The sequence below is a fragment of the Streptomyces sp. NBC_01410 genome (assembly GCF_045040195.1).
GTDB lineage: Bacteria > Actinomycetota > Actinomycetes > Streptomycetales > Streptomycetaceae > Streptomyces.
Genome location: NZ_CP109530.1, coordinates 1772103 through 1786798 on the forward strand (window position 1 = coordinate 1772103; position 14696 = coordinate 1786798).

General features: G+C 72.5%; 13 protein-coding genes. 2 read left to right on the top strand and 11 right to left on the bottom strand.

Annotated elements, in window-relative coordinates; all coding sequences use genetic code 11:
* Positions 1-128: 128 nt before the first annotated feature.
* From OG741_RS08185 to infC, 8 genes are all read right to left on the bottom strand, one after another.
* Positions 129-1241, bottom strand: a complete 1113-nt coding sequence (locus OG741_RS08185) for a PP2C family protein-serine/threonine phosphatase (protein WP_405596160.1) — start codon at positions 1239-1241, stop codon at positions 129-131.
* 178 nt (positions 1242-1419) lie between these two features.
* On the bottom strand, positions 1420-3933 hold the full coding sequence (gene pheT, locus OG741_RS08190) for a phenylalanine--tRNA ligase subunit beta (RefSeq protein ID WP_405596161.1): 2514 nt from the start codon (positions 3931-3933) through the stop codon (positions 1420-1422).
* Positions 3933-5060: a phenylalanine--tRNA ligase subunit alpha gene (gene pheS / locus OG741_RS08195; RefSeq protein ID WP_266478383.1), complete on the bottom strand. Its 1128-nt coding sequence runs from the start codon at positions 5058-5060 to the stop codon at positions 3933-3935. The genes pheT and pheS overlap by 1 nt, the downstream gene beginning before the upstream one ends.
* A 126-nt stretch (positions 5061-5186) precedes the next feature.
* Positions 5187-6308, bottom strand: coding sequence for an ATP-binding protein (locus OG741_RS08200; protein ID WP_266478380.1), 1122 nt, complete (start codon positions 6306-6308; stop codon positions 5187-5189).
* A 98-nt stretch (positions 6309-6406) separates the two neighbouring features.
* Positions 6407-7246, bottom strand: coding sequence for a TrmH family RNA methyltransferase (locus OG741_RS08205; protein WP_405596162.1), 840 nt, complete (start codon positions 7244-7246; stop codon positions 6407-6409).
* Positions 7247-7970: 724 nt separating this feature from the next.
* Positions 7971-8363, bottom strand: a complete 393-nt coding sequence (gene rplT, locus OG741_RS08210) for a 50S ribosomal protein L20 (RefSeq protein ID WP_266478373.1) — start codon at positions 8361-8363, stop codon at positions 7971-7973.
* A gap of 101 nt (positions 8364-8464) precedes the next feature.
* Positions 8465-8659: a 50S ribosomal protein L35 gene (rpmI, locus tag OG741_RS08215; RefSeq protein ID WP_142216133.1), complete on the bottom strand. Its 195-nt coding sequence runs from the start codon at positions 8657-8659 to the stop codon at positions 8465-8467.
* Between the two features lie 119 nt (positions 8660-8778).
* A complete protein-coding gene (infC, locus tag OG741_RS08220) occupies positions 8779-9450 on the bottom strand; it encodes a translation initiation factor IF-3 (RefSeq protein ID WP_266478369.1) in 672 nt (223 codons plus the stop codon).
* Between the two features lie 350 nt (positions 9451-9800).
* On the opposite strand from infC, the gene OG741_RS08225 reads away from it, so the two are divergent.
* Positions 9801-10163: a DUF1844 domain-containing protein gene (locus OG741_RS08225; RefSeq protein WP_266478368.1), complete on the top strand. Its 363-nt coding sequence runs from the start codon at positions 9801-9803 to the stop codon at positions 10161-10163.
* 3 nt (positions 10164-10166) lie between these two features.
* Here the strand turns inward: OG741_RS08225 and OG741_RS08230 are convergent, their stop codons facing one another.
* A complete protein-coding gene (locus OG741_RS08230) occupies positions 10167-10898 on the bottom strand; it encodes an SseB family protein (protein ID WP_405596163.1) in 732 nt (243 codons plus the stop codon).
* Between the two features lie 169 nt (positions 10899-11067).
* Between OG741_RS08230 and OG741_RS08235 the strand changes: the two genes are divergently transcribed.
* On the top strand, positions 11068-11766 hold the full coding sequence (locus OG741_RS08235; protein ID WP_405596164.1) for a serine hydrolase: 699 nt from the start codon (positions 11068-11070) through the stop codon (positions 11764-11766).
* Here the strand turns inward: OG741_RS08235 and mycP are convergent.
* Positions 11753-12925 carry a type VII secretion-associated serine protease mycosin gene (gene mycP / locus OG741_RS08240; protein WP_405596165.1) on the bottom strand — a complete coding sequence of 391 codons (1173 nt, stop codon included), beginning with the start codon at positions 12923-12925 and terminating at the stop codon, positions 11753-11755. The two genes, OG741_RS08235 and mycP, sit on opposite strands and share 14 nt — an antisense overlap.
* On the bottom strand, positions 12922-14595 hold the full coding sequence (locus OG741_RS08245) for a hypothetical protein (RefSeq protein ID WP_405596166.1): 1674 nt from the start codon (positions 14593-14595) through the stop codon (positions 12922-12924). Before OG741_RS08245 ends, mycP begins: the two co-directional genes overlap by 4 nt.
* Positions 14596-14696: the final 101 nt, after the last annotated feature.

The window sequence follows — 14696 nt, forward strand, 5'->3', positions numbered from 1 at the left end:
ACAGTGCGGCGGCCCTCGATCGCGTCGTCTGCCCTGCTGATCTGCCCGACACTCCGCGGCAGGGCGGGCGGCGCCGGCCGCACGGCAATCCCTTGGTTGCCGAAGCTGCACATGGCTGCAGGTGACGGCTAGCGATTGGAGGGTTCCGGCCGGGTACGGCGCAGTGTGGCGTCCCCGCACTGCGCCGGCACCCGGGAGCGGTCATTGCGCAGCACCAGCAGCGCCACATCGTCGGCGAGCCGCCCACGCGTGTGCCGCAGCAACTGCGAGTGAACGGTGGTGATCACGGCGGCGGGCGAGACCGGCGAGCCGAGCGCCGCCTCGGCGAGCACGGCTTCCAGAGCGAAGAACTTCCCCGACGCGTCACGGGCGTCCGCCGCCCCGTCCGTGTGCAGGAACAGCGCCTCACCGGGAAGCAGCCGCGCACACCGGTGCACGGGCAGCTCGGCGGGGAGCGGAAACAGGCCGACGGGTGGCAGCGGATCCACACAGGCGAGTGGCGACACCCCGTGGCAACCGAGCCGATAGGGCCAGGGGTGACCGCAGTTGAGAGCCACCAGGCTGCCGTCGGGACCGATCTCCAGCAGCAGTACGGTGACGAACTCCTCCGCGGACGGGCAGTCGGGCTCACCTCCGCCGGCCGCCGGATGCTCGTCCCTGCCACGCTCCCGCAGATGCCGCTGGACCGCCCGGTCCAACCGACGGAGCACACCGCCCAGTTCGGGCTCGTCGTGGGCGGCCTCCCGAAAGCTGCCGAGCACCGCGGCGACCGCTCCTATCGCGGCCAGGCCATGCCCGCGGACATCGCCGATGACGATCCGTACGCCGTACTCCGTGGCCACCGCCTCGTACAGATCACCGCCGACCGCGGCGCCGCGGCTCACCGAAAGCTGCCTGGCGGCGAGCGCCAGACCGTCCAGGCGCGGTGGCAGCGGCCGCAGCAGCACCCGCTGTGCGGCATGGGCGACTTCGCGCATCCGTCTGAGCTCGCGGCTCAGCTCCCGACGGATGCCCAGCACAAAACCGGTGCCCACGGCGAAGAAGACGACGGCCGTGACGATCCGCCGGGCAAGACTCTCCGGCTGGTCCGGTGGCCAGGCGACCCTCCAGATCAGGGCGGCCGCGCCCCATGCGGCGGGAAGCAGCAGCGGCAGCAGTCGTCTGATCCGTGAGCCGCCGGCGTGCGCTGCCCTCGCCCGCCGCGGGGTCCCCAAGGGACCCCCAGACCTGAAACGGATCATGCGGATGGTCCCCTCGTAGGCCCTCCGGCGCGCAGGCAGGCCCCCGCGGCCGCGTCGATTCTGTCGATCAATCGAGCCCCGCGGGAACGTCGCCCCGCGTTCTCACCCGAATGAGTGAGGGGCTCACCCGGTGGTCCGGGTGAGCCCCTCATCAGGCGGTACGGCAGATCACACGCGGTCAGGCTCCGCGCAGAACCGCCCCGGTGCGCTCGGCGGCCAGCGCCACGGCGGCGTCACGGGCGGCCGATGCCTCCTCGACCGTGAGCGTCCGGTCCGCGGCACGGAACCGCAGCGCGTACGCCAGCGACTTCTTGCCCTCGCCGATCTGCTCACCGGTGAAGACATCGAACAGCCGGATGGACTCGAGCAGTTCACCCGCGCCCTCCGTCAGCACCCGCTCGACCTCGGCGGCCGGCACCTTGTGGTCCACGACCAGCGCGACGTCCTGGGTCGCCACCGGGAAGGTGGAGATCCGCGGTGCCTGGAGAGCGCCCTGGGCGGAGCGCTCCAGCAGGTCCAGGTTCAGCTCCATCGCACAGCTGCGCGCGGGCAGATGCAGCGCCTTGACCACGCGCGGGTGAAGCTCACCGGCGTAACCGACGGTCTGCTCCACTCCGTCGATCACCACGGCCAGCTCGGCGCAGCGGCCCGGGTGCCACGGGCCGTACTGCCCCTGGCGGACGATCAGTTCGGCCCCGGCCTCGCGGGCGACCGCGCGGGCGGACTCGACCGCGTCGGCCCAGTCGGCCGGGCGGCCCTTGCCCCACCAGCCGGCCTGCTCGCGGGCACCGGCGAGCACGACCGCGACATGGCGCGGCTGCACGGGCAGCACTCCGCTCAGACCGGCGATCTCCTCGTCGGTCGGACGGCGGTGGACCGGCAGCCGGACCGCGATGCCCTCCTCCTCGGGAGCCCGGAAGACCAGGCCGGTCTCGAAGAGCGCCAGGTCGTGGCTGCCGCGGCCGTCGTTGCGGCGGAGCGCGCCGAGCAGCCCGGGCAGCAGCGTCGTGCGCAGCGCGGGCTCCTCGTCGGAGAGCGGGTTGACCAGCTTGACCAGCCGTCGGCTCTCGTCGTCCGCCGGGATGTCGAGCTGGTCGAGGACCGGCTCGCCGATGAACGGGTAGTTCAGCGCCTCGACATAGCCGGCACCGGCGAGCGCCCGGCCGACGCGGCGGTAGAGCCGCTGCCGTTCGGTGAGCCCGCGGCCCGAGGGGGGCTTGGGCAGCGTCGAGGGGAGGTTCTCGTACCCCTCGAGACGGATGACTTCCTCGGCGAGGTCGTTCGGCTCGGCGAGGTCGGGACGCCAGGACGGGACGGTGACGACCAGCTCGTCCTGACCGTAAACGTCGCAGCCGACCTCCTGGAGGCGGCGTACGACGGTCTCGCGGCCGTAGCGGACACCCGCGACACGGTCGGGGTGGTCCGCCGGCATGGTGATCGTGCGGGGCGCGGACGGGGCGACGATCTCGGTGACCCCGGCCTCGGCGGTGGCGCCCGCGAGCAGCACCAGCAGGTCGACGGTCCGCTGGGCAGCGGCGGCCGCGGCCTGCGGGTCGACGCCGCGCTCGAAGCGCTTGGACGCCTCGGAGGCCAGCTTGTGGCGGCGCGCGGTACGGGCGATGGAGATCGCGTCGAAGTGCGCGGCCTCGATGACGACCCCGGTGGTGGCACCGGCTTCGTCGTCGTGGTCGGCGATCTCGGTGTTGGCGCCGCCCATGACGCCCGCGAGACCGATCGGCCCGCGGTTGTCGGTGATCACCAGGTCCTCGGCGTCCAGCACCCGCTGGACGCCGTCGAGGGTGGTGAGCTTCTCGCCGGGCTCGGCGCGGCGTACCCCGATCGGCCCGTCGAGACGGGCGCGGTCGTAGGCGTGCAGCGGCTGGCCGAGCTCGAGCATCACGTAGTTGGTGACGTCGACGGCGAGCGAGATCGGGCGCATTCCGGCCTTCTGCAGCCTGCGCTGCAGCCAGATCGGGGAGCGGGCCTCGGGCTCCAGGCCGACGACGGTACGCGCGGTGAAGCGGTCGCAGCCGATGGGGTCGGCGACCTTCACCACGTAGCCGTACGAGTTCGGGGCGGGGACGTCGAGGAGCGCCGGGTCGCGCAGCGGCAGGCCGTAGGCGATGGCGGTCTCGCGGGCGACTCCGCGCATCGAGAGGCAGTAGCCGCGGTCGGGCGTGACCGCGATGTCGAGGACCTCGTCGACCAGCTCGAGCAGCTCGATGGCGTCGGTGCCGACCTCGTACTCGGGCGGCAGCACGATGATGCCGCCGCTGCCGTCGTCGCCCATACCGAGCTCGTCGCCGGAGCAGATCATGCCGTGCGAGGTCTTGCCGTACGTCTTGCGCGCGGCGATCGCGAAGTCGCCGGGCAGCACGGCGCCCGGCAGGACCACGACGACCTTGTCGCCCACGGAGAAGTTGCGCGCGCCGCAGACGATCTCCTGCGGGTCGCCGGTGCCGTTGGCCTGGCCGACGTCGACGGTGCAGAAGCGGATGGGCTTCTTGAACTCCGTCAGTTCCTCGATGGTGAGGACCTTGCCGACGACGAGGGGGCCCTTGAGCCCGCCGCCGAGCTGCTCGACGGTCTCGACCTCGAGGCCGGCGGCAACGAGCTTGGCCTGGACGTCACGGCCGGTCTCCGTCGCCGGCAGGTCGACGTACTCCCGCAGCCAAGAAAGCGGGACCCGCATCAGATCTCCATCCCGAACGGCCGGGTGAACCGGACGTCACCCTCGACCATGTCTCGCATGTCTTCGACGTTGTGGCGGAACATCAGCATCCGCTCGATGCCGAACCCGAAGGCGAATCCGCTGTACTTCTGGGGGTCGACGCCGCAGGCGATGAGCACCTTGGGGTTGACCATGCCGCAGCCGCCGAGCTCGATCCAGCCCTCGCTGCCGCAGGTGCGGCAGGGCCGGTCCGGGTTGCCGACGGACTCGCCGCGGCACACGTAGCAGACCATGTCCATCTCGGCGGACGGCTCGGTGAAGGGGAAGAAGTTCGGGCGCAGCCGCGTCTTCATGTCCCGGCCGAAGAGCGCCTGGACCATGTGGTCCAGAGTGCCCTTGAGGTCGGCCATGGTCAGGCCCTCGTCGACGGCGAGCAGCTCGATCTGGTGGAAGACCGGGGTGTGCGTCGCGTCCAGCTCGTCGGTGCGGTACACGCGGCCCGGCACGACGACATAGACCGGCGGCTCGCGGTCGAGCAGCGTGCGGGCCTGCACCGGGGAGGTGTGCGTACGCAGCACGATGCCGGACTCGTCGTCGACGGTGCCCTTGGGGCCCTGGACGAAGAAGGTGTCCTGCATCTGCCGGGCCGGGTGGTCGGGCACGAAGTTCAGGGCGTCGAAGTTGAACCACTCCGCCTCGACCTCGGGGCCTTCGGCGACCTCGTACCCCATGGATACGAAGATGTCCTCGAGCCGCTCCATGAGCGTGGTCAGCGGGTGGCGGGCGCCGGCCGGGACGCGGTCGTGGGGCAGCGTGACATCGACCGCCTCCTCGACGAGCACCCGGGCGTCGCGCTCGGCCTCGAGCTCGGCCTGGCGGGTGGCCAGCGCCTTGCTCACGGCGCCGCGGGCCTGGCCCACGCGCTTGCCGGCCTCGGCCTTGGCCTGCGGCGGCAGCGCGCCGATCTCCCGGTTGGCGAGCGCGAGCGGCGAGGCACCGCCGGTGTGCGCGACCTTCGCGTGGGCGAGCTCTTCGAGGTCGCCCGCTGCGGCGAAGGCGGCGAGCGCCTCGTCCCGCATGCGCTCGATCGCTTCCGGTTTCAGTGCCTCGACCTCAACAGGGTCGTACGACTTATTGGGTGCGGACATCTCTTCCCGTACTTCCGATGGGCTGGCTGGGGCCCCCGCTCGCCGACCTGGGACGGACCGAGGACGTAAAGGTGCCAAAGGCCGAGTCTAACGGGGTGTGGAGTGGCGAATGAGCCCGCGGGCCGCTCAGGCGAGGTACGCAGGAGCGCCGACGGGCAGAATAAATCGGAACTCGGCGCCGCCGCCGGGTCCGCGGCCGACGGTGATCGTCCCGCCGTGCGCCTCGACGATGCCCTTGACGATGTAGAGGCCCAGGCCCGTGCCGCCGCGCTTGCTCCCCCGCCAGAAGCGGGTGAAGACGCGGCCCATGGACTCCTCGGGGATGCCGGGGCCTTCGTCGCTCACGGTGACGGCCGTACCCTTCTCGTCGTCCTTCGCCGCTGCCGGCGCCACCTCGATGGTGACCGTTCCGGCGCCGTGGCGCACCGCATTTTCCAGCAGATTGCCGAGCACCTGGTCAATCTTGTCGGGGTCGGCCCACAGATCGGGCAGGCAGCGCTGGATGCGGACGAAGAAGCGGTCGGGGGACTGGCCGCTGGCTATGTGTGCCTGGATGTGGCGTCCGACGGCGGCGGCGATGTCGATGGGCTGGCGGCGTACTTCGAGCCGGCCGGAGTCGATACGGGAGATGTCGAGCAGCTCGGCGATGAGCCGGGTGACGCGGTTGGCGTCGGCGTCGACGGTCTCCAGCATCAGCCGCTTCTGGTCGTCGGTGAAGCGTTCCCACTTGGCCAGGAGCGTTGCCGTGAAGCCCTTGACGGAGGTGAGCGGCGAACGCAGCTCATGGGCGACGGTGGCGATCAGCTCGGCGTGGCTGCGTTCGGTGCGGCGCCGGGCCTCGGTGCCGCGCAGGCTGATGACCAGGCGGCGTATCGGCCCGGTGGGGCGCTCGCGCACATAGCGTGCGGAGACGAGGACTTCGCGGCCGCCGGGCAGCAGCAGATTGCGCTCGGGCTGGCCGACGCGGGTGGCGAGTCCGCCGTACGGATCGGTCAGCGTCCACCAGCGGCGGCCCTTGAGGTCCTCCAGCGGCAGCGCGGTCTCCAGCGGGTGTCCGAGAGCATCGGCCTTGGCGACGGCGGTGATCCTGACGGCCGCGTCGTTGAAGCAGATCACCCGGCCCCTCTCGTCTGCGACGACGAGTCCGTCGGGGAGGTCGTCGGGGTCGATGCCGAACACCTCGGGGGCGCCGGAACGGCACAGCAATGCCCCGTGTGTCTCCGCGGGCCTGCTCGTCCCGACAGCCATCCCCGTACCCCACCTCTCCGCCGGCGCAGTGGGCCCCCGAGCCCGTCACCCTACTAGCTGGAAGTGACGGAGCGGACCCCCTGAGCGAGTACCCGAGCTCAGCGAGCACTGCCTGTGCGCTGGGCGCGCGCCGAGGCATAGAGACATACGGCTGCGGCGGTCGCGAGGTTCAGACTCTCGGCTTTTCCGTGGATGGGGACGCGTACGACGGCGTCGGCGAGCGCGCGGGTCTCCTCGGGGAGCCCCCAGGCCTCGTTGCCGAAGATCCACGCGGTGGGTCCGCCCATGGTGCCCGCGTCCAGCTCGTCGTCGAGGTCGTCCTCGCCCGCGCCGTCGGCCGCCAGTACGCGCACTCCGGCCTCACGCAGTCCTTGCACCGCCTCTTCGACGGGTACTCCTACGACGACCGGCAGATGGAAGTGCGAACCGACCGAGGCGCGTACGGACTTGGGGTTGTACAGGTCCACGGAGGCGTCGGTGAGGACCACGGCGTCGGCGCCCGCGGCATCCGCGCAGCGCAGTACCGTGCCCGCGTTGCCGGGGTCGCGTACGTGCGCGAGTACGGCGACGAGCTTCGGCCGGGCCGCGAGGATCTCCCCGAAGGGCGAGTCGAGGAAACGGCACACGCCGACGAGACCCTGCGGGGTGACGGTCTGCGAGACCTCGGCGAGGACGGCGTCGGACGCGTAGTGCACCCGGGCTCCGGCGGCCCGGGCCGCATCCACGATGTCCGTGTACCGCTCGGCTGCCTCGACGGTGGTGAACAGCTCCACGAGGGTGGGCTCACCGCCGGGCCCGCGGTGCGCGACGGCCTCGCGCACGGCCTGCGGCCCCTCGGCGATGAACAGGCGCTCCTTGCTCCGGAAGGCACGCCTGGCCAGCCGCCGTGCGGCGGTGACGCGCGGGGATCGCGGGGAGATCAGCTCGGGAGTAGGCATGTGCCTGCGGCTCTCTGACTCGGGTCCGGGTGTGTCCCGGACGCGCCTGCGGTGGTGGTTGGGTGGCGGCACCGGTGGGGCCCGGCGGGGTCGGGCCATCCCGGACGCGGGGGCCGGTGCCGGTCCCTGGCCCGTACCTGCCGGGCGCCGGGACTCGTCCCGTGCGTCCACGCGCAGACCCGGGACCGCCTCCGGCGATTCGCCCCCGGGGGCGGGTCCGGATGGGACAGACCCGCCGTGCGCGCAGTCTCGTACGGGCCACGCGCACGCCCGCGCCCGTGTCCGGTCGGCAGGCCGACCGGGGCGGGGCGCCCGAGCCGACCGGGCCGTACCGGTCGGCATGCCGACCGAGGCGCAGGCCCGGCTCGACCGCCCCCACCGGGGGGCGGCACCAGCCGGTCCACACCCGCCGGGGCGGGCGGCAGTTCCGTACGGGCCACGCACACGTCCCGGACGGCCAGGCCGACCGGGGGCGGGACGTCCGGCCCTGAACGCCCCCGCCGGGGGGCGATACCTGCCGGAACGCACCCGCCGGGGCGGGCGGCAGTCCCGTACGGGCCACGCGCAGGTCCCCGACCGGTACAAGGCGGCCCGCCCGCCGACCGGGGCAGGCCGCCCGGGCCGGGAGCCGACCGGTCCGTTCCTTGGGCGGCCCCGAAGCCGGGCCAAACACACCGGACCCGCAGGCCTTCGGCCTGCGGGTCCGGTCGGGTCGGCGCGGCCGTCAGGCCGCCGACGCGGCCTTCGGCGCGTTGACGTCGCTCGGCAGCGCCTTCTGCGCAACCTCGACCAGCGCGGCGAACGCGTTGGCGTCGTTGACCGCGAGCTCGGCCAGGATCTTGCGGTCCACCTCGATGTTGGCGGCCTTCAGACCCTGGATGAGGCGGTTGTACGTCATGCCGTTCTGGCGGGCAGCGGCATTGATGCGCTGGATCCACAGCTGACGGAAGTCGCCCTTGCGCTTCTTGCGGTCGTTGTAGTTGTAGACCAGAGAGTGGGTGACCTGCTCCTTGGCCTTGCGGTACAGGCGCGAACGCTGACCGCGGTAACCGCTGGCGGCCTCGAGAATTGCCCGGCGCTTCTTGTGGGCGTTGACTGCCCGCTTGACGCGTGCCACTTGTTAACTCCTTGTAGCGGGGCCGTGGTTGGACTCACACGGCCCGGAAACGAATTGGTCCCGGTCTCGGCGTGTGTCCCCGGGGACCGGGGACACGAACGTCACTTGCCGAGAAGCTTCTTGATGGTCTTCGAGTCACCCGGGGCCATCTCGGCGTTGCCGGTGAGGCGACGCGTCAGCTTGGACGACTTGTGCTCGAGCAGGTGGCGCTTGCCGGCGCGCTCACGGAGCACCTTGCCGGAGCCGGTGATCTTGAAGCGCTTCTTGGCACCGCTGTGCGTCTTGTTCTTCGGCATCGCGCCGTATCTCCTCGTCAGTGGCGCTCCCCCGGTGCGGACACCGGACTGCAGGAGCGTCAGATCTTGGTTTGTGGTTCCGGGCGGGACCCGGGGCGCCTGGATGGCCGCCCCTCAGGTCACGCCTCGGAAGTCTCGGCGGGTGCTTCGGCCGGAGCCTCGGCAGCCTCTTCCGAGGTCTCCTCGTTCGCGTAGCCCTGGCGCTCCGCCTTGCGGGCGGCCTGAGCCTCACGTGCCTCGGCCATGGCCTCGGTCTTCTTCTTGTGCGGGCCGAGAACCATGATCATGTTCCGGCCGTCCTGCTTGGGGTTCGACTCGATGAATCCGAGGTCCTCGACGTCGGAAGCGAGACGCTGCAGCAGGCGGAAGCCAAGCTCGGGGCGGGACTGCTCACGACCACGGAACATGATCGTGATCTTGACCTTGTCACCCTGCTTGAGGAACCGGACGACGTGACCCTTCTTGGTGTCATAGTCGTGCGGGTCGATCTTCGGCCGGAGCTTCATCTCCTTGATGACCGTGTGCGCCTGGTTCTTGCGCGCCTCACGGGCCTTCATGGCCGACTCGTACTTGAACTTCCCGTAGTCCATGAGCTTGCACACGGGCGGGCGGGCTGTCGCCGCCACCTCGACGAGGTCGAGGTCGTACTCCTGAGCAAGCTCAAGGGCCTTGGCAAGCGGAACAATCCCGACCTGCTCGCCGCTGGGACCGACAAGTCGCACTTCGGGAACGCGAATCCGGTCGTTGATGCGGGGCTCGGCGCTGATGGATCCTCCTCGGTAGCACCACACGGCTGGCTGGCAGGCAGCCGCGTAACGTCTGTTTTGTTGGACCAACCGCACCGGAACATCAAAAATGCCCCGGACGGGACACAGGCGGGAGCTCCTGGAATACCGGAACACCGCCGCGTGCAACCGCGGGGCTTATCGGGTGGCTCCATCGTCCGTACGGAACGATGGGCGCCGCCTGACCGGTGACCCGCCGTCCCGGAGGACAGTCAGGTGGGAGATCGGAGCCTCCACTTGTGGGCCGGGCACACACGTGTCCGGCCGGTCGTTACACAAGGTTAGCAGCTCTGGCCGGAACGGGCTAACCGGTGGCCGGGACCGGACGCCGGGCGGCGGGGCATATCGTGTGGGTCATGAGTGACGCGACCACACCCAATGAGTCCCCCGGCTTCGACGACATGACCCGCGACATCGCCGAGGTCCCCGCCGTCGAGGTGATCGTCACGGTCGCGGTGAACCTGATGAGCGCGGCGGCCGTGAAGCTCGGTCTGACCGAGGACGGCGCCGACCACAAGGACCTGGACGAGGCCCGGAAGCTGGTCCATGCGCTGGCCGGCCTGATGGACGCCAGCGCGACGGAGATCAGCTCCTTCCACGCGGCGCCGCTGCGCGACGGGCTCAAGTCGCTGCAGCTGGCCTTCCGCGAGGCCTCGCTGGTCCCGGACGAGCCGGGCCAGGGTCCGGGCGAGAAGTACACGGGCCCGGTCTACGGCTAGCCGCTACTCACGTACGAACAGGGGCTCGCCCGGAAGCGACGCCTCGGCCGGCAGCAGTGCCAGGTCGAGGCCCCGCACCAGGCGGGCCCTCAGTACGTCGTCGGCCGCCAGCGCCTCGGCGACGCGGCGGGCCGACCGGGCCGGGTCGGCGTCCGCGGCGAGAACCAGGGCGAGGGTGCCGTCCGCGCCGCCCGGGCCCAGATGGGCGCGGAGCACCCCGGGTTCGGCCGCCACCGCGTCCCGTACAGCCGTCGTGACGGCGGGGTCGTGGAGCGGGTCCGTACTGGTGCGCCCCTCGGCGAGGGCGAGCAGCGCGCTGCCGGTCAGCTGGTACGTGACGGGCCCGGCCAGGTCGAGTACGAGTGTGTCGGCCTTCTCGTGCGCGGCCGCCGCGAGCGCCTGATGGAGCGGCACGGCGACGGGCCGCGCCTCGGGGTCCCAGCGGGCGAGTGAGGCGATCGAGGTGAAGGCGGGCAGCGCGCGGCGGTCACCTGCCGTCAGGGTGGGCACGGCCATGTCGCTGGTCTTCTCACGGCGCAGACCGTTCTCGTCCTCCTCGACCTCGCCGAGGACGGCGACGACGGGGACGAGCAGCCGGGCCCCCTTGAGGGCTTCGAGCACCGGCCCCTCGGCAGTGCGGTCGGCGGACCACGCGGCGAGGGCCGCGGTCAGCCGGGGATCGGCCTTGCCGTCGTCGTCGGAGAAACCGGGGTCAGGGATGTTCTTGAGCGCCACGCGACGAGCCTAGCCGCCCCCGCTCCGGCTCTATCTCACCGGACCTGACGGGTTCGGTCGCCGCGGGGGCGTACTCCCTCGGGCGCTCGCCGGATGCCGCGCCCCGCGCCGTATCGTCGGCCCGCCGTCCGAGTCCCCGTCGGGGACTCCCGAAACTGCGGAGGTCACCGTGGATCTCGATACGGTGCTCGCCGCCGCGGTCGAGCCGGTCGTCGCCCGGTCCGGCGCGTCGCTGTCGGTCGCGGTGCTCGACACCGGGAGCGGGGAGAGCGCGGTGTACGGCGAGGAGACGTACGACACCGCGAGCATCGTCAAGGTGGACATCCTGGCGGCTCTGCTGCTGGCGGCGCAGGACGCGGGCCGTTCGCTCACCGCACAGGAGAAGACGCAGGCAGCCGCCATGATCCGGCTCAGCGACAACCCGGCGGCCACGGCGCTGTGGCAGACGATCGGCGGGGCGCAGGGGCTCGACGCGGCCAATGAGCGGCTCGGTCTCACCGAGACGGCCGGGGCGGATGCCTGGGGGCTGACGCAGACCACCGCGCGCGATCAACTCGTCCTGCTTCAGGCCGTGTTCGGTGCGGACTCGGTGCTGAGCGAGGCATCCCGTACGTATCTGCAAAGGCTGATGGAGCAGATCTCGACGGACCAGGACTGGGGGGTGTCGGCGGCCGGTAGCGGCTGGGCGCTCAAGAACGGCTGGATGCCGCGGACCGCCACCGGGCTGTGGGACGTCAACAGCATCGGCCGGGTCTCGGTGGACGGCCGAATGTGCCTGCTGGCGGTCCTCTCGGACGGGCACGCGACGAAGGAGGCGGGCATCGCGCTCGTCGAGGCGGCGGCGCGGAAAGCGGTCAGTTCCCTCTGACCGGGCCGCCGCGCCAGAGGGCCGCCGCGCCGAGCAGCACCAGCACGCCCATGCCGCCCGCGAGCGGGGCGAGCCAGGCCGCCGGTTCCGAGTCCTTGTCCGCGCGGGCGGGGCCCGGGCCGAAGTACGGCTTGCCGTAGCCCGCGGATGCGGCCTTCAGATCCGCGGGGCGCAGCTTCGCGCCCGCCTTGATCGCGGCGGCCGGGTCGACGCTGCCGTAGCCCTTGGCATCGTCGCGTCCCCCCTTGGGGCGGTTGCGGGCGGTGTCCGCGAGGAGCTTCTTGATCTGGGCCGGGGTGAGACCGGGATGGGCCGCGCGCACCAGGGCGACCGCGCCGGAGACGAAGGCGGACGCGGCGCTGGTGCCCCAGCCCTGGTAGTACTTCCGGTCGGGGTCGGCGATGACGATGTCGACGCCGGGGGCGCTGACGGTGGCGTACCAGCGGCGGGTGGAGAAGGCGGCGTGGGTGCCGAAGCGATCGACGGCCGTCACGGCGATCACACCGGGGTAGGCGGCGGGGTACGAGATGTGGTCGCCCTTCTCACCGCCGTTGCCGGCCGAGGCTACGACGACGCAGCCCTTGGCGAGCGCGTACTGAACGGCGGCGTCCTCACCGGCCTCCGGGTGCGCGGACTCGCTGTCGTCGCCGAGCGAGAGGTTGATGACGTCCGCGCCGTTGTCGGCGGCCCAGCGGATGCCCTGGGCGAGGGCCGTGCCGCGGGTCTTGCGGGCCTTCTCGCGGGCCGTGTCGGTGCCTTCGAGGATGACGCGGACGGGGAGGATCTTGGCCTCGGGGGCGATGCCGATGACGCCGTCCTCGTCGTCGAGGCCGTGGCCGTGGGCGGCGATGATGCCCGCCATCGCGGTGCCGTGCCGCGCCCAGGAGCGGTCGCCCTGCTCGGCGCCGAACCCGATCAAGTCCTTGCCGGGCAGGACCGAGCCCGCCAGGTCGGGGTGGCTGTCGTCGACTCCCGTGTCGAGGACCGCGACGGTGATGCCCTTGCCCTTGGTGGTGTCCCAGGCCTGGTCGGTGTGCAGGGCGTCCAGGCCCCACTGCTGGGCCCGGATGCCGTCCGCGTGTGCGGGCGTCGCCGGGAGCAGGGCGAGAGCGGCGGCCGCGAGGGTCGCGGCGATGCGGTGGCGGTGGCGGCGGTTCATTCGGGCTTCTCCGTGGCCGTGCTGACGGACTTGCGCAGACCGCCCTCGATCCGGTCCGCGATGCCCGTCGCCTCATGGCCGAGGCCGGCCTGCGCCGGCGCCGACGTCGCGCCCTCCGCCTTGGCTTCGGCGGCGGGCAGCGGGTCGGTGACGGTGCGTCCGTCGGCGAAGCCGGACACCGCGTAGACGACGACGGGCATCTCGGTCAGGACGCTGACCGTCCAGCTTGCACGCTGCCGGTCGCCGAAGCCTGAGGCGGCGGTGCCCTTGGCGGGGAGGGTGCGGGGCATCAGGTCGCGGCGCTCGTCGAGACCCTGCTCGGTGAAACGGGAGTTCAGCGTGCCCATCGCTTCCGCGTCGGCCTCGGTGAAGATCATTCCGACCGTGGTGACACTGCTCGCGGTGGCGTCGGTGTACGTGGCGCGCAGCACCCGGACGCAGCCGACCGGCTGGAGCGTCTTGAGCAGCAGCGGGTCGAGTGCGGGTGCGCAGGCGCCGTCCGGCGCGACGGCGATCCGCGTCCAGACGCGGTCGGCGCCGCCGGGGCCTGCGCCCTCGCCCCTGAGGGTGCGGGGGAAGAGCGTGTTCACGGGAACGCTGTGCCACAGCGTCCGGGTCTCGGTGTACCCGGTGCGGGCGGTGGGGTCCGCACTCGAGTCGCCGGTCAGCCAGCTGCCGGTGGCGGCGCCGCCGATCAGCCCGAGGCCGAGGACGACGCAGGCGAGGGCGCCGATGGTCCGTGCGGGGCGCCGGGTCCGTACGGGGCGGAGCCGGGTGGTCATCTCGGCCGGGGTCTCCGGCGGCACCCAGGAGTAGGGGGCGGGTCCCGGGTGCGCGGGGCGTGTGCCGGGTGCGGGGGGCGTGAGGTCGACGGAACCGACGGGCCTGCGGCGGGCGGGTGCGACGACGGGTCGCGGCGGGGCCTCGGGCGGCAGGGGCGCGGTGCGGTGCGCGGCGATGGGCCGCAGCCTGGCGGTGGTCTCGACGGGGGCGACGGGCGGCTCCGCACCGGCGGACGGCCGCGCGGGCGGTACGTCGGGACGCGGGGGTATGGAAGCCAGCGGCTTTGACGCGGGGGCGCTCGGGGTCGGCTCGGGACGCGGGGGTGGACCGGTCGGCGGCCGGTGCGCGGGCACGCTCGGCGACGGGGCGGCGGCGGGTGCGGGCCGGGGCGCGCGCGGGGGCGCCTCGGCACGCCCGGCGGCGGGCGGACGGGCCCCGGTGGAGGGCGTGCTCGGCGACGCGTCGGAGCCGGAGGCGGACGGGAGACGAGGTCCGTCGGCTTCGGGGCGACCGGCCGCGGGCGCCGGGCGACCTGCTCCACCCGCCGAACCGGGACGGCTGTCAGAAGCCGGGACCGGCGTCGAGGGCGCGGGACGACGAGGTCCGTCGGCGCCGGGGCGACCGACGGCAGGTGCCGTCGAAGGCGCGGGGCGACGGGGTCCGTCGGCGTCGGGGCGACCCGCCGCGGGCGTGCCGGGGGCTCCAGCGCGGTCGTCGTCGCCCGGGGTCGGGGACAGCAGCTTCGCGATGCCCGAGACGCGCAGTTCCTTCGGAGCCGGCTCCGGCGGCACCAGCGCATCCGTGATGCGCGACGCGCCGGGCGTCGTCCCCCCACCGTCGGACTGAGACGAGCCGGAGCCGGAAGGGCACTGCGCCTCCGTGCTCATCCCGCCCCCTGTTCCTCGTCCACGTATACCAACGGATCGCCTTTCGGGGCAGGCCCGTTCGTCACCGCGTGTGCGTCACTCTACGGGCTCGAACGCACCCG